This is a genomic window from Sulfitobacter sp. 1A12779 (genome assembly GCF_043557315.1).
In the GTDB taxonomy this organism is placed as follows: Bacteria; Pseudomonadota; Alphaproteobacteria; order Rhodobacterales; family Rhodobacteraceae; genus Sulfitobacter; species Sulfitobacter faviae.
In genome coordinates this window covers 443,613-457,277 of record NZ_JBIFFU010000002.1, presented here as the reverse complement: position 1 = coordinate 457,277, position 13,665 = coordinate 443,613, and the positions used below count along the sequence as shown (strand labels likewise).

The window sequence follows — 13,665 nt, the reverse complement described above, 5'->3', positions numbered from 1 at the left end:
GGTCAGGCGGAGGCCAATGATGCCCCCGGCGTAAATTTCTTCAAAACGGGGTGACGCCAGCGGCATCACCGGTCGATCTCTCCAAAGACGACGTCCATGGTGCCGATGATCGCGGCCACATCGGCAAGCTGGTGGCCGCTGGCCACATGGTCCATCGCCTGCAAGTGCAAGAAGCCCGGCGCGCGGATTTTGGAGCGATAGGGTTTGTTGGAGCCATCGGCCACGAGGTAGACGCCAAACTCGCCCTTGGGCGCTTCGACGGCGCAGTAAACCTCGCCCTTGGGGACGTGGAACCCTTCGGTGTAAAGCTTGAAGTGGTGGATCAGGCTTTCCATGTCAGTCTTCATCGCGGTGCGCGACGGCGGGGTGATCTTGCCCCGGGCCAGTACATCGCCCTGCCCCTCAGAGGCGCGCAGCTTCTCGATCGCCTGCTGGATGATGTAGGTCGACTGGCGCATCTCTTCCATCCGGCAGAGGTAGCGGTCAAAGCAGTCGCCGTTCTTGCCCACGGGGATCTGGAAGTCGAATTCCTCGTAGCATTCATAGGGCTGCGCGCGGCGCAGGTCCCAAGCAAAGCCCGACCCGCGCACCATCACACCGCTGAAGCCGTAGTTGAGGATGTCCTCCTCGGTCACGATGCCAATGTCGACGTTGCGCTGTTTAAAGATGCGGTTCTCGGTCAGCAGCTCATCAATGTCGACCATGAACTTTTTGAGGAACTGTTCACACCAAGCTTCGATATCGTCCAGCAGCGCGGGCGGCAGGTCTTGGTGGACGCCGCCGGGGCGGAAGTACGCCGCGTGCAGCCGCGCGCCACAGGCGCGTTCGTAAAAGATCATCAGGCTCTCACGCTCTTCAAAGCCCCAGAGCGGCGGCGTCAGCGCGCCCACGTCCAGCGCCTGCGTGGTGATGTTCAGAAGGTGGTTCAGAATGCGCCCGATTTCCGAGAACAGCACCCGGATCAGCGAGGCACGGCGCGGCACCACCGTGTCGGTCAGCTTTTCGATGGCCAGACACCAAGCGTGCTCTTGGTTCATCGGGGCCACATAATCCAGCCGGTCGAAATATGGCAGGTTTTGCAGGTAGGTGCGGCTTTCCATCAGCTTTTCGGTGCCACGGTGCAGCAGGCCGATATGGGGGTCGCAACGCTCTACCACCTCACCATCAAGCTCAAGCACCAGGCGCAAAACCCCGTGTGCGGCAGGGTGTTGCGGGCCGAAGTTGATGTTGAAGTTGCGAATCTTCTGCTCGCCGGACTCAAAGTCGGTCGACCCGTCGTCAAAGGCTTTTGTGCGAATGTCGCCGTCCATTACCGTTTCTCCAGTTCTTGCAGCTTCATGCCCATCCACCACAGCAGGGCGATTGTGCCCAGCGGGATCAGACAGGCCACCGCCCAGTATTTGTTGATGCCGAAGAACGGCAGCAGTTTGACCATCGGAATGGCGGTCAGCGCCGAGAGGATCAGCCAGCCGAACCCGCCCATTACTTCGCGTCCTTGCTCACATGACCGTCGGGTGCCGACTTATCGTCGCCGGGCAGGATGTAATCGGCCCCTTCCCATGGCGACATGAAGTCGAACTGGCGGTATTCCTGAACGAGGCTCACGGGCTCATAGACCACGCGTTTGGCGCCTTCGTCATAGCGCACCTCGGTATAGCCCGTGGTCGGGAAATCCTTGCGCAGCGGGTGCCCGCGGAAACCATAGTCCGTGAGGATGCGGCGCAGGTCCGGGTGGCCGGAAAAGAGGATGCCGAACATGTCAAAGACTTCACGCTCGAACCAATCGGCACTGGGGTGCACGCCGGTGATCGAGGGCACCATGTCCTTCTCCCGCGCGGCGGCGCGCAGGCGGATGCGCTGGTTCTGGTACATCGACAGGAAGTGGTAAACCACGTCAAAGCGCTTGGCCCGGCCCGGATAATCCACCGCCGTGATGTCCACCAGCGTCGAGAAACGGCAGGTCGGGTCACCTTTGAGGAACTCGACAAGCCCGGCGACATTGGCCAGTGCCACATCCATGTTCAACTCACCCTTGCTGACATCCCATCCGAGCACGCAATCGGGGCGTTTGGCTTCGATATAGGCCCCAAGTTCCTGCAGTTGTTCGCTCATCGCAAATCTTCCTTCCACGCGCCGATCAACGCCATCTCACTGTCCCGCGCCTTTGGCGCTTTGTCCTTCTGCCTGCCCCGCTTGCGGCGCAGGCGGTTGCCTTAGCGCACGATCGTCCCGGTGCGGCGAATTTTACGCTGCAACTGGAGGATACCATAAAGCAGTGCTTCCGCGGTCGGCGGACAGCCGGGCACATAGACATCGACCGGCACGATGCGGTCACAGCCGCGCACGACCGAATAGCTGTAGTGATAGTAACCGCCGCCATTGGCGCAGGACCCCATCGAGATCACATAGCGCGGCTCTGGCATCTGGTCATAAACCTTGCGCAGCGCCGGGGCCATCTTGTTGGTCAGCGTGCCCGCGACGATCATCAGGTCCGACTGACGCGGAGAGGCGCGTGGTGCTGTGCCGAAACGCTCAAGGTCATAGCGCGGCATGGAGCTGTGCATCATTTCTACCGCGCAGCAGGCCAGACCGAAGGTCATCCAGTGCAAGCTGCCCGTGCGCGCCCAGTTGATGATGTCTTCGGTCGAAGTCAGCAGGAACCCCTTGTCCTGCAACTCGGCATTCAGGCTCTGGGTGGCGAACTCAGGGTCCGGCCCCGCGCCATATTGACCGTAGGCCGCAGGGGCGGAGGCACCGGATTTCACCCGTGGGCTTTGGTGGCCATCGCCCATCACCGGGGTGACGAGTGCGTCATCTTTTACTGCCATTCCAGCGCTCCCTTCTTCCATTCATAGGCGAAGCCCGCCGTCAGCACGCCCAAGAACACCATCATTGACCAAAAGCCCACCATGCTCACCTCTTTGAAGGCCACGGCCCATGGGAAGAGGAAGGCGATTTCGAGGTCGAAGATGATGAAGAGGATCGAAACCAGATAGAAACGCACGTCAAACTTCATCCGCGCATCGTCGAATGCGTTGAACCCGCATTCATAGGCCGAGACCTTCTCCGGGTCGGGATTGCGCACGGCCACGACCACAGCGGCGAGGATCAGCACAAGGCCAAGGCCAATCGCCACGGCCAGAAAAACGAGGATGGGCAGGTATTCCCGCAGCATGTCGTCCAAGGGGATGCTCCTTTCGCGGTGCGCGGCATGAGGCAAAGGCCAAAAGCCCGCGCAGACAAACTTGGAACGGGTTTAACTCTGCCCGTGGGTAGGGTCAACGGGCCAAGCCCGGTTAATGCCGCCCACGGGCCCGCAATAGAGCCATTTCGCCAAAGCCTTGTGCTAGACCACCCAAGCGGCTTTGCGCTTATCAAAGAAGGCACCGATTCCCTCGGCGGCCTCATCGGTTTCCCAACGCGCCGCGAGAGCGTTGATGGACATTTCCACCGCCTCGGGCGTGGCGATTCCACCCAAGTCCTGCGCCAGCTTCTTGGCCGCCGCCACCGCCCCCGGCGCGCAGGAGAGGTAAGGCACGACCTCGGCCTCGACGGCCGCGTCAAGTTCATCCGCCGGAACGGCGCGGGCCAACAGCCCCAGATCGACAGCCTCCGCCGCATCGAACAGACGCGCCGACATGAAGACCCGCCGCGCGCGCCCCTCGCCCATCCGTGCCAGCACATAAGGCCCGATGGTGGCCGGGATGATGCCCAGACGGGTCTCGGTGAAGCCCATCTTCAGCGTATCGACGCCCACGGCCACGTCACAGACCGAGGCCATGCCGACGCCACCGCCAAAAGCGTTGCCCTGTAGCTTGCCGATCACCGGCTTCGGCAGCGCGTTGAGCGCGCCCAGCATGGTGGCGAGCTTGCCCGCCTCCGCCGAGCGTGTCTCGGCATCCATATCGCGCTGGTCGCGCATCCAGCCCAGATCGCCGCCCGCGCAGAAGGATTTGCCCGCGCCGGTCAGCACCACGACACGCACGGCGTCATCCTCGGCCAGCTTGCCCGCCGCCGTAGTCAAATCGGCCAGCATCTGCGCCGACATGGCGTTGTGTTTCTCCGGCCGGTTGAGGGTGAGCGTCGCCACCCCGCGCGCGTCGGTTTCGATCGTCAAAGTTTCGTCCATGTCAGCCTCGCATTGCCCGTGCCATTTCGGCGGCCTCCAGCACCACCGCCTGATCGACGCCGGTGTCGTAGCCAAGCGCCATCAGATGTTCGTTCACCGCCTCGGTGGCGACATTGCCCGCCGCCCCCGGCGCATAGGGACAGCCGCCCAAGCCACCGACCGCCGCGTCGAAGACCCGCAGACCCATCGACAGTGAGGCATCGATATTGGCCATCGCCCGCCCGTGGGTGTCATGGTAATGCCCCGCGAGCCGCCCCGCCGGGACCACGTCGCGCACCGAAAGCAGCATCCGCGCGATGCTGTCGGGCGTGCCCGCGCCGATCGTGTCGCCCAATGAGATCTCGTAGCAGCCCATGGCGAAGAGCTTGTCGGCCACGCGGGCCACTTCGCCGGGATCGACCTTGCCGTCATAGGGGCATTCCACCACGCAGGAGACATAGCCGCGCACCGGGATATCCACATGCCGTGCCTCTTCGAGGATCGGGGCGAAACGCTCGAAGGCCTCCTCGATGCTGGCGTTGATGTTCTTCTGGCTGAACCCTTCGGAGGCGGAGGCGAAGATCGCCACCTCGTCGGCGCGGGCCGCCACCGCATCCTCATAGCCGCGCATGTTGGGCGTCAGCGCCGCGTAGCGCACGCCCTCTGCACGGGAGATCTGCCCCAGCACCTCGCCCGAACCGGCCATCTGCGGCACCCACTTGGGGCTAACGAAACTGGCGCATTCGATGCGGGCAAAGCCTGCTTGGCTCAGCTTGTCCACCAGCGCGACCTTCTCGGCCACGGGGATCTCGCGTTTCTCGTTCTGCAGACCGTCGCGCGGGCCGACCTCGAAAATCTCACATGGTCCAAGGCTCATTGGCCGCACTCCTTCCCTGAATGGGCCATGGTCATTCAATCGGCCATGGCGCGTAGAAATCCTTCTCGTAGAGCTTCGCCCCCTCGGGCAGCGCCTGTGCGAAGCTCTCGCGCTCCGTGATCCGTTCATACCACGCCGCGACCGAGGGGTGGTCATCCAATTTCACGAAATGCCGCGCCATGTAGACCGCCTGCCCGACCGAGATGTCGGCGGCGGAAAAGCCGGAGGTCAGCAGGTAGTCGCGGTTCTCCAGCGGCGTCGAGAGCCGCGCCTCCAGCGCGTCGTAGCATTTGCCGATCCGCGCGGCCTCGAGCTTCATCACGATGGGGCTGCGCATGTGATCCTCGCGCAGGGCGATGTGCTGCTGGGTCAGTGCCGCCGTGTGCTGGCTGATGGTCTCGGCGAAATGCACCCAGACCAGCCATGCCATGCGGTCCGGGCTACCCACCGAGCGGCCCATCCGGTCGGGGCTGTAGCGCTCGCAGAGGTACTGGGTGATCGCCCCGGTCTCGAACATGCGCTCGCCGTCGATCTCCAGCGCAGGCACCCGGCCTGCGGGCGAGAGCACGAGGTATTCCGGGTCGCGCAGGCTGCGGTCGAAGGCATGCATTTTGACCTGAAACTCCACGTCGTCCAGCTCATGCAGCAGCCAGAGCGTGCGCATCGAGCGGGTCTGCGGGCAGTGGTGCAGCGTGATCATGCGCCCTCCTCGGCTTCCAGACGCACCAGCGCCGCACCGGCCTCGACCTGATCGCCGGCCTCTGCCAACACCTCGGCCACCACGCCGTCGCGTGCGGCGAGCAGCGAATGTTCCATCTTCATCGCCTCCAGCACCGCCAGACGGTCGCCCTTGGCGACGCTCTGGCCGACCTCGGCGTCGATGGCACGCACCAACCCCGGCATCGGCGCCTCGACGATGTTGCCATCGCCATGGGCGGCGGCGGCGCGGGCCAGCGGGTCGATCACGTCAAAGGCAATGCCATAGGCATCAAAGACCGTGACCACGTCGCCCGCGACCGAGACCGGTGGCGCTATATGGCCGTCGATCTTCCAGCGGCCCGCGATGCGCTCGGCCCGGACCTCGTGATCGCCCACGGTCCAAAGTTGCACGTCCTCCGAGAGCACACGCACCTTCAGCAGATGCTCCTCGCCCTCGCGGCCCAGCATCACCTGATGCCGCAGCGGCCACCAGAGGTTGAACCCGGCCTCCGCCTGCGGCCGGTCCAGACCAAGCGCCGCCATCCCGGCCAGCGCGAAATGCCGTCCCGGCACCTCCGGCTGCGCGGTCAGGGCCTCGATGTCGCGGGCGATCAGGCCCGTATCCACGTCGCCCTTGGCAAACCCCTCGTGCTCCGCCAGCGCCCCGAGGAAGGCGAGGTTGGTGACCGTGCCGCCGACTTCACACCCCTTCAGCGCCGCGCGCAGGCGCGAGAGCGCCACGTCGCGCGTGGGCCCGTGCACGATGACCTTGGCGATCATCGGGTCGTAAAAGGGGCTGATCGTGTCGCCCGCACGCACGCCGCTGTCGGCGCGGGTCTGGGGCGTGAAGGACAAATGCGTGAGCGTGCCGGTGGCGGGCAGGAAACCCTTCGGCACGTCCTCGGCGTAGAGCCGCGCCTCGAAGGCATGGCCGTCAATGGTCAGTTCATCCTGTCGCTTCGGCAGGGCTTCGCCCGCGGCGACGCGCAACTGCCATTCCACCAGATCGACCCCGGTCACCAGTTCGGTCACGGGATGCTCCACCTGAAGCCGCGTGTTCATCTCCATGAAGAAGAACCCGTCGGTCGACAGCCCGCCCGAACCGTCGACGATGAATTCCACCGTCCCCGCCCCGGCATAGCCGATGGCCTCGGCCGCGCGCACCGCCGCTTGGCCCATGGCCTCGCGCATCTCTTCCGTCATGCCCGGCGCGGGCGCTTCCTCGATCACCTTCTGGTGGCGGCGCTGGAGCGAGCAGTCGCGCTCGAACAGATGCACCGCATGGGTGCCGTCGCCAAAAACCTGCACCTCGATATGGCGCGGCTTGGTGACGAATTTCTCGACCAGCACGTCCGGATTGCCGAAGGCGGTCTTGGCCTCGGAGCGCGCAGACTCCAGTGCGGCCTGAAAGCCTTTGGCCTCCTCGACGAGCCGCATGCCCTTGCCGCCGCCGCCCGCGACCGCCTTGATCAACACCGGGTAGCCGATCTTCTCGGCCTCTTCCGCCAGCAACGCGTCGTCCTGATCCGCCCCGTGATAGCCCGGCACGACGGGCACGCCCGCCTCGACCATCAGCGCCTTGGCCGCGTCCTTGAGACCCATGGCGCGAATGGCCTTGGCCGAAGGGCCGATGAAGGTCAGCCCCGCGGCCTCCACCGCCTCCACGAAATCGGGGTTCTCGCTGAGAAACCCGTAGCCCGGATGGATCGCCTGCGCCCCGGTATCGCGCGCGGCTTGGATGATCACATCGCCCTTCAGATAACTCTCCGCCGGCGCTGAGCCGCCGATATGCACCGCGGCATCCGCCATGGCGACATGTTTCGCGCCCGCATCTGCGTCGGAATACACTGCCACGCAGCGCACCCCCATGGCTTGCGCCGTTTCCATCACCCGGCAAGCAATCTCACCCCGGTTCGCAATCAGGATCGTGTCAAACATGCCCTACCCTTTTCATCTCTTTCTGGCTCCAAATATGTCGAGCGTTCCGGGGGGGTCCCCCCGGTGTCCCACGCCCCGATCACATCCGGAACAATCCAAATTTCGTCGGCTCGATCGGCGCGTTCAGGCTGGCCGAGAGGCTCAGGTAGAGCACATCGCGGCTCTTGCGCGGATCAATGATCCCGTCGTCCCACAGGCGTGCCGAGGCATAGAGCGGGTGGCTCTGTTCCTCGAACATGTCGATCGTGGGCTGTTTAAAGGCGGTCTCTTCCTCCTCGGTCCATGTCTCGCCCGCGCGTTCCATGGCGTCGCGCTTGACGGTGGCCAGAACCCCCGCCGCCTGCGCGCCGCCCATGACGGAAATGCGGCTGTTGGGCCATGTCCAGAGGAACCGCGGTCTATAGGCGCGGCCCGACATGCCGTAGTTGCCCGCGCCAAAGGAGCCGCCCACGAGCATGGTGATCTTGGGCACATTGGTTGTGGCCACCGCCGTCACCATCTTGGCGCCGTGGCGCGCAATGCCCTCGTTCTCGTATTTGCGGCCGACCATGAAGCCGGTGATGTTCTGCAGGAAGACCAGCGGAATGTTGCGCTGGCTGCACAGTTCCACGAAATGCGCGCCCTTCTGGGCGGCTTCGGAGAACAGCACGCCGTTGTTGGCGATGATGCCAATGGGGCAGCCTTTGACATGGGCGAAGCCGCAGACCAGCGTCTCGCCGAAGCGCGCCTTGAACTCGTCGAAGCGGCTGCCGTCGACCAGCCGCATGATCACCTCGCGGATGTCGTAGGGCGTGCGCAGGTCGGCGGGCACGACGCCGAGCATCTCGGCGGGGTCATAGGCCGGTTCCTCGGGGCTGGCCCAGTCCACCGTCTGGGGCTTAGTCTTGTTGAGCTGCCCCACGGCGCGGCGCGCCAGCGCCAGCGCATGGGCGTCGTCCTCGGCCAGATAATCGGCCACGCCCGAGAGCCGCGTGTGCACGTCGCCGCCGCCGAGGTCCTCGGCGCTGACCACCTCGCCCGTCGCCGCCTTCACCAGCGGCGGGCCGGCGAGGAAGATCGTGCCCTGTTCCTTCACGATGATGGTCACGTCCGACATCGCGGGGACGTAGGCGCCGCCCGCGGTGCAGGAGCCCATGACCACGGCGATCTGGGCGATGCCCTTGGCGCTCATCCGCGCCTGGTTGTAGAAGATCGCGCCGAAATGGTCGCGGTCGGGGAATACCTCGTCTTGGTTGGGCAGGTTCGCGCCGCCCGAGTCCACCAGATAGATGCAGGGCAAATGGTTCGCCTCGGCGATCTCTTGGGCGCGCAGGTGTTTTTTCACGGTCATCGGGTAATAGGTGCCGCCTTTCACGGTGGCATCGTTGCAGACCACCATGACTTCGTGCCCCTGAACCCGTCCGATGCCCGCGATCACGCCCGCACAAGGTGCTGCACCGTCGTAGAGCCCATGCGCCGCCGTCGCCCCGATCTCCAGAAACGGGCTGCCGGGGTCCAGAAGGTTCGCCACCCGTTCGCGGGGGAGCATCTTGCCACGGCTTTCGTGCCGGGCGCGGGACTTTTCGCCGCCCCCGAGGGCGGCGGCCTCGGCGGCCTCGCGGACCTCGCTCAGGGCCTTCAGATGCGCCATCTCGTTGGCCTTGTAGGCATCCGAGGATGGCAGGGCTTGCGATGTCAGTTTCATGTTACGTCCTCATTCTCTTGCGCCGCCAGACGCTTCAATTCCTTGCGGATCACCTTGCCGGTGACGGTCATGGGCAGGTCTTTCACGAAGGCGATCTCGCGCGGGTAGGAATAGCTGGCGAGCCTGTCCTTCACCCAGTCCTGCAGTTCCTTTGCTTCGACCTCCGCACCCGGTTTCAGCACCACATAGGCCTTCACGATCTCGGTGCGCAGCGCATCGGGTTTGCCGACCACGCCGCAGGTCGCTACGGCCGCGTGGGTGAGCAGGCAATCCTCAATCTCTGCCGGGCCGATGCGGTAGCCGGCGGAGGTGATAACGTCATCCTCGCGCCCCACGAAACGCAGGTAGTCGCCCTCCCAAATGCCGCGGTCGCCGGTCAGCAGCCAGTCGCCGTGGAACTTGGCCGCCGTCTCCTCGGGCCGGTTCCAGTAGCGCAGCATCATCGAAGGCGCGCCTTTGCGCACCGCCACGTCGCCCTCGGCATCGGTGGGCTGACCGTTTTCGTCCAGCACGGCCAGTTCGAACCCCGGCACCGGCTTGCCGATACAGCCGGGCTGCGCGGGGAAATCGACGCCGCAGCTTGAGGCCACCATGTTGCATTCGGTCTGGCCGTAGAACTCGTTGATCTCGAGCCCAAACGCCTCGCGGCCCCATGCCAGCATCTCGGCCCCCAGAGGCTCGCCGCCGCTGGCGACCGAGCGCAGGCCCGGCAGCGCGACATCCGCCGCCTTCAGCATCCGCAGGGCGGTCGGCGGGAAGAACACGTTGCGCACCTCGCCTTTCGCGATCACCTCGGCGCAGCCCTCGACGGTGAACTTGGGCATCCGCGTCGCCACCACCGGCACGCCGAGCGCCAGCGCGGGCATCGCCACGTCAAAAAGCCCGCCGATCCACGCCCAATCCGCCGGGGTCCAAAGGCAATCGCCCGCCTGCCCCAGATGGTCATGGCTCACCGACACGCCCGGCAGATGGCCCGAGAGCACCCGGTGCCCGTGCAACGCGCCTTTCGGCGTGCCGGTGGTGCCGGAGGTGTAGATCAGCACGGCGGGATCTTCGGAGCCGACCTCGGCGAATTCCACCGCGTCGCCGTCCACGCCCGCCTTTGCCGCGATCCACGCCGTTGCAAGATCGCCGAGCAGTTCCGCGCCTTCCGCATCGGTCAGCACGATTTCGCAGCCCGCGTCACCCACGCGGCTGGCCAGCGCGTCCCGTTTGAACAGTTTGAACAGCGGCACCGAGATTGCGCCGATCTTCCAGATCGCCAGATGCGCCGCCGCACACCACGGCGACTGGCTGAGCAGCACGCCCACCCGGTCACCGCGCGCGACTTGGCTTTTCAGCGCGCGGGCCAGACCGTCGGCCATTGCATGCAGCTCCCCGGTGGTCACATCGCGCCGCGCGGGACCGGTGAGGTCGATGATCGCCAATGCATCGTCGGGCTGGGCGAGGCATTGCGCCGCCATGTTGCCCTGCCAGATGGGCCAGTCGCCTTCGTTCTTCATATCAGCTTCGGTACTCCGGATTTTCGAAATCGAACCGCGCGCCCGCGTCCCAGGCGTTGCGGTCGTTGCCTTCGCGCGGATAGCCGCCCGCGTCCTTCAGCATCCGTGCCAGATGCAGGGCGTTCCATGTCATGATCGTGGTGTTGCGCTGCGTGAACTCGTTGTCGAAACCCGCGCGCTTGCCGTCCACCTCATCGCCGTAAGACGGCCCCGGCCCGGCCTCGCCAATCCAGCCACAATCGGCCTGCGGCGGGATCGTGTAGCCAAGGTGGTTCATCGCGAAACCGGTGGTCATGGCGACATGTTTGATGCCGTCCTCGTTGCCGGTCACCACGGTGCCGCCGACCTTGCCGTAAAAGACCGACTGGCCCTTGTCGTTGAGCTCGCCCGACATCGCATAGAGCCGCTCGATCAGCACGCGGCAGACACTACTCTCCTCGCCCAGCCACAAAGGCGTACCGATGATCAGAATGTCGGCGGCCAGCACCTTCTCCCAGATCGCGGGCCAGTCGTCGCGGTCCCAGCCGTGTTCGGTCATGTCCGGATAGACGCCCGGCGGCACTTGGTGGTCCAGCAGATAGAGGTGTTCGACGTCCACGCCCTGTGCCTCCATGATGCCGGCGCTGGCGTTCATCAGAAGCTGGGTGTGGCTGTCGCCCGGGGTCTTCTTGAGCGAGCAATTGACGTAGAGCGCCTTGAGATCGGAATAGTCAGTCACGGCCAAGTTCCTTCTTCAGTTGCTCCAGCTCCCGGTCAAGGAAATAGGAGGTGATGGAGCGGATGATGACCAGCATCAGCAGGAAGAGCAGGTCCGCAAACCGCAGGCTGATCGCGGTGTGGATCACGTCCGAGACGATGAAAAGCTCCAGCCCGGCAAGGATGTAGCGCCCCAGTTCGATCCGCTCGCGGTTGGTGCGGCGGACGCGCTCTGGCCCCTTCTGGGCGATCTCGGCGATCGTCACCCCGGTCAGGAAACGTGCCGCACCGATCAGCAGCAGAATGATGGCCGCGATGTCGATGACCGCGGCGAGGATCTCGAACCCCTCGATCAGCCAGGGCAGAAAGTGGTGCAGGACACCGCCTTCTGTCTCCAGTTCTATCAGGTTTTCCACCCTGATCCCTCCGTCCTGTTTGGCCGACACAGCGAGATGCGGTTAATAGGCCGCCCCCAAACGCAGCGCCTGTTCCCCCGTCATCTGCATCAGGCAGGCCAAGGTTGCAGGCCCGCCACCTGTGCCACCGCCCCATTGGCTGCGTTCATAATCGCAGGCGGCATCGCGGAAGGTAATCCACGCGCGCTGCATGTCACGCAGCGCCTCGGCCTGCGAAGGCAGTTGCGGCTGGTAGAGGGCATTCTCCTCATCGGCGGATTTCGCCTGCACCATGCGGGCGCGGTAATTCTCGTTCAGCAGGCCGTCCCAAAAGGTCAACTCAGCATCAAGACACCCGCCCATGCCGACGGTCGAATAGCCGCCCGGCCCTTCCATACAGAGGTTGGCCGACAGGCCGATGCAGGCGCGCTGGTCGGTGAACTCTTCGGCCCCGGCCAGACAGTCCGCTGTGGCGGCATCGGAATAGGTGATGTCCTGCGCGGATACCGGCCCCGCCAGAAACGCGCAGGCCAGCAGGAGGGCGCGCATCACATCGCCCCCATCATCTCACGGCCCACCAGCATGCGGCGGATCTCGGACGTGCCCGCGCCGATCTCCATCAGCTTGGCGTCGCGGAAGATGCGGCCCACCGGGTTGTCGCTGAGGTACCCCGCGCCGCCCATCGCCTGCACCGCCTGATGCGCCTGCACCATGGCCTGTTCGGAGGCATAGAGACAGCAGGCCGCCGCGTCCTGACGGGTCACGTCCCCCCGGTCGCAGGCCTGCGCCACGCTGTAGACATAGGCCCGCGCCGAGTTCATCGCGGTGTACATATCCGCCATCTTGCCCTGCATCAGCTGGAAATCCCCAATGCGCTGGCCGAACTGCTTGCGCTCGGCCATGTAGGGCATGATCTCGTCCAGACAGGCGGCCATGATGCCAAGGCCGATGCCCGCCAGCACGACGCGCTCGTAATCGAGGCCCGACATCAGCACACGCACGCCCTTGCCCTCTTCGCCGAGGATGTTCTCGAAGGGCACTTCGCAATCCTCGAAAATCAGTTCCGCAGTGTTGGAGCCGCGCATGCCGAGCTTGTCGAAATGCTTGGAGGTCGAGAATCCCTTCATCGACTTCTCGATCAAAAAGGCGGTGATGCCCTTGGAGCCGGCATCCGGGTCGGTCTTGGCATAGACCACCAGCGTCTCCGCGTCGGGGCCGTTGGTGATCCAATACTTGTTGCCGTTCAGACGGAAGTGGTCGTTCCGCTTTTCGGCATGCAGCTTCATGCTGACCACGTCACTCCCCGCGCCCACTTCGGACATGGCCAACGCGCCGACATGCTCGCCCGAGCAGAGTTTGGGCAGGAACTGCGCCTTCTGCTCCGGGGTGCCGTTCAGCTTGATCTGGCTCACGCAAAGATTGGAATGCGCGCCGTAAGACAGCGAGACCGAGGCCGAGGCCCGGGCGATCTCTTCCACCGCGACGGTATGGGCGACATAGCCCAGCCCCGAGCCGCCGAACTCTTCCTCGACGGTCATGCCCAGCAGGCCCAACTCGCCCATTTCCTGCCAAAGCTCGGCGGGGAATTCGTTCTTGCTGTCGATCTCGGCGGCCATCGGCTTGACGCGTTCCTGCGCCCAGCGGTGCACCATCTCGCGCATGGCCGCGACGTCCTCCCCCAGATCAAACTGCATACTTGCGTTGAACACGGCTTCTCCCCCCGATTTATTGAACGCTTGTTCATTACCTACCGCCCCGCCCGCTTT

15 protein-coding genes are annotated in these 13,665 nt (G+C 64.7%); all 15 read right to left on the bottom strand.

All coding sequences use genetic code 11. The features are described 5' to 3' along the window. Window positions 1–65: 65 nt before the first annotated feature. Window positions 66–1,310 carry an NADH-quinone oxidoreductase subunit D gene (locus ACGYLQ_RS04830; RefSeq protein ID WP_394440805.1) on the bottom strand — a complete coding sequence of 415 codons (1,245 nt, stop codon included), beginning with the start codon at window positions 1,308–1,310 and terminating at the stop codon, window positions 66–68. Then, window positions 1,310–1,483, bottom strand: coding sequence for a hypothetical protein (locus tag ACGYLQ_RS04825; RefSeq protein ID WP_271687645.1), 174 nt, complete (start codon window positions 1,481–1,483; stop codon window positions 1,310–1,312). Before ACGYLQ_RS04825 ends, ACGYLQ_RS04830 begins: the two co-directional genes overlap by 1 nt. Continuing rightward, on the bottom strand, window positions 1,483–2,112 hold the full coding sequence (locus ACGYLQ_RS04820) for an NADH-quinone oxidoreductase subunit C (protein ID WP_394440803.1): 630 nt from the start codon (window positions 2,110–2,112) through the stop codon (window positions 1,483–1,485). Before ACGYLQ_RS04820 ends, ACGYLQ_RS04825 begins: the two co-directional genes overlap by 1 nt. Before the next feature lie 101 nt (window positions 2,113–2,213). Next, complete coding sequence (locus tag ACGYLQ_RS04815) at window positions 2,214–2,828, bottom strand: NADH-quinone oxidoreductase subunit B family protein (RefSeq protein WP_231886322.1); 615 nt, start codon at window positions 2,826–2,828, stop codon at window positions 2,214–2,216. Then, the gene (locus ACGYLQ_RS04810) at window positions 2,819–3,184 is read right to left on the bottom strand and encodes an NADH-quinone oxidoreductase subunit A (protein ID WP_067263411.1); all 366 of its coding nucleotides are present in this window, start codon (window positions 3,182–3,184) and stop codon (window positions 2,819–2,821) included. Before ACGYLQ_RS04810 ends, ACGYLQ_RS04815 begins: the two co-directional genes overlap by 10 nt. Window positions 3,185–3,346: 162 nt before the next feature. After that, the gene (locus ACGYLQ_RS04805; protein ID WP_394440801.1) at window positions 3,347–4,129 is read right to left on the bottom strand and encodes a crotonase/enoyl-CoA hydratase family protein; all 783 of its coding nucleotides are present in this window, start codon (window positions 4,127–4,129) and stop codon (window positions 3,347–3,349) included. 1 nt (window position 4,130) lies between these two features. Then, complete coding sequence (locus ACGYLQ_RS04800) at window positions 4,131–4,985, bottom strand: hydroxymethylglutaryl-CoA lyase (RefSeq protein ID WP_394440799.1); 855 nt, start codon at window positions 4,983–4,985, stop codon at window positions 4,131–4,133. A gap of 31 nt (window positions 4,986–5,016) precedes the next feature. After that, complete coding sequence (locus ACGYLQ_RS04795) at window positions 5,017–5,685, bottom strand: glutathione S-transferase family protein (protein WP_067263402.1); 669 nt, start codon at window positions 5,683–5,685, stop codon at window positions 5,017–5,019. Further along, the gene (locus tag ACGYLQ_RS04790; protein ID WP_394440797.1) at window positions 5,682–7,622 is read right to left on the bottom strand and encodes an acetyl/propionyl/methylcrotonyl-CoA carboxylase subunit alpha; all 1,941 of its coding nucleotides are present in this window, start codon (window positions 7,620–7,622) and stop codon (window positions 5,682–5,684) included. The genes ACGYLQ_RS04795 and ACGYLQ_RS04790 overlap by 4 nt, the downstream gene beginning before the upstream one ends. Window positions 7,623–7,701: 79 nt before the next feature. Continuing rightward, on the bottom strand, window positions 7,702–9,306 hold the full coding sequence (locus ACGYLQ_RS04785) for a carboxyl transferase domain-containing protein (RefSeq protein ID WP_394440795.1): 1,605 nt from the start codon (window positions 9,304–9,306) through the stop codon (window positions 7,702–7,704). Continuing rightward, complete coding sequence (locus tag ACGYLQ_RS04780) at window positions 9,303–10,808, bottom strand: AMP-binding protein (RefSeq protein WP_394440793.1); 1,506 nt, start codon at window positions 10,806–10,808, stop codon at window positions 9,303–9,305. Before ACGYLQ_RS04780 ends, ACGYLQ_RS04785 begins: the two co-directional genes overlap by 4 nt. A 1-nt stretch (window position 10,809) precedes the next feature. Further along, window positions 10,810–11,526: a flavodoxin family protein gene (locus tag ACGYLQ_RS04775; RefSeq protein WP_394440791.1), complete on the bottom strand. Its 717-nt coding sequence runs from the start codon at window positions 11,524–11,526 to the stop codon at window positions 10,810–10,812. Next, complete coding sequence (locus ACGYLQ_RS04770) at window positions 11,519–11,920, bottom strand: DUF1622 domain-containing protein (protein WP_209217992.1); 402 nt, start codon at window positions 11,918–11,920, stop codon at window positions 11,519–11,521. The genes ACGYLQ_RS04775 and ACGYLQ_RS04770 overlap by 8 nt, the downstream gene beginning before the upstream one ends. Before the next feature lie 42 nt (window positions 11,921–11,962). Continuing rightward, window positions 11,963–12,448 carry a lysozyme inhibitor LprI family protein gene (locus ACGYLQ_RS04765; RefSeq protein ID WP_271693431.1) on the bottom strand — a complete coding sequence of 162 codons (486 nt, stop codon included), beginning with the start codon at window positions 12,446–12,448 and terminating at the stop codon, window positions 11,963–11,965. Continuing rightward, on the bottom strand, window positions 12,448–13,608 hold the full coding sequence (locus tag ACGYLQ_RS04760; protein WP_394440789.1) for an isovaleryl-CoA dehydrogenase: 1,161 nt from the start codon (window positions 13,606–13,608) through the stop codon (window positions 12,448–12,450). Before ACGYLQ_RS04760 ends, ACGYLQ_RS04765 begins: the two co-directional genes overlap by 1 nt. Window positions 13,609–13,665: the final 57 nt, after the last annotated feature.

What these genes read in the sequence shown, in the direction of transcription:
- ACGYLQ_RS04830 (WP_394440805.1), bottom strand. Translation starts at nt 1,310, where the DNA reads ATGGACGGCGACATTCGCACAAAAGCCTTTGACGACGGGTCGACCGAC.
- ACGYLQ_RS04825 (WP_271687645.1), bottom strand. Translation starts at nt 1,483, where the DNA reads ATGGGCGGGTTCGGCTGGCTGATCCTCTCGGCGCTGACCGCCATTCCG.
- ACGYLQ_RS04820 (WP_394440803.1), bottom strand. Translation starts at nt 2,112, where the DNA reads ATGAGCGAACAACTGCAGGAACTTGGGGCCTATATCGAAGCCAAACGC.
- ACGYLQ_RS04815 (WP_231886322.1), bottom strand. Translation starts at nt 2,828, where the DNA reads ATGGCAGTAAAAGATGACGCACTCGTCACCCCGGTGATGGGCGATGGC.
- ACGYLQ_RS04805 (WP_394440801.1), bottom strand. Translation starts at nt 4,129, where the DNA reads ATGGACGAAACTTTGACGATCGAAACCGACGCGCGCGGGGTGGCGACG.
- ACGYLQ_RS04800 (WP_394440799.1), bottom strand. Translation starts at nt 4,985, where the DNA reads ATGAGCCTTGGACCATGTGAGATTTTCGAGGTCGGCCCGCGCGACGGT.
- ACGYLQ_RS04795 (WP_067263402.1), bottom strand. Translation starts at nt 5,685, where the DNA reads ATGATCACGCTGCACCACTGCCCGCAGACCCGCTCGATGCGCACGCTC.
- ACGYLQ_RS04790 (WP_394440797.1), bottom strand. Translation starts at nt 7,622, where the DNA reads ATGTTTGACACGATCCTGATTGCGAACCGGGGTGAGATTGCTTGCCGG.
- ACGYLQ_RS04785 (WP_394440795.1), bottom strand. Translation starts at nt 9,306, where the DNA reads ATGAAACTGACATCGCAAGCCCTGCCATCCTCGGATGCCTACAAGGCC.
- ACGYLQ_RS04780 (WP_394440793.1), bottom strand. Translation starts at nt 10,808, where the DNA reads ATGAAGAACGAAGGCGACTGGCCCATCTGGCAGGGCAACATGGCGGCG.
- ACGYLQ_RS04765 (WP_271693431.1), bottom strand. Translation starts at nt 12,448, where the DNA reads ATGCGCGCCCTCCTGCTGGCCTGCGCGTTTCTGGCGGGGCCGGTATCC.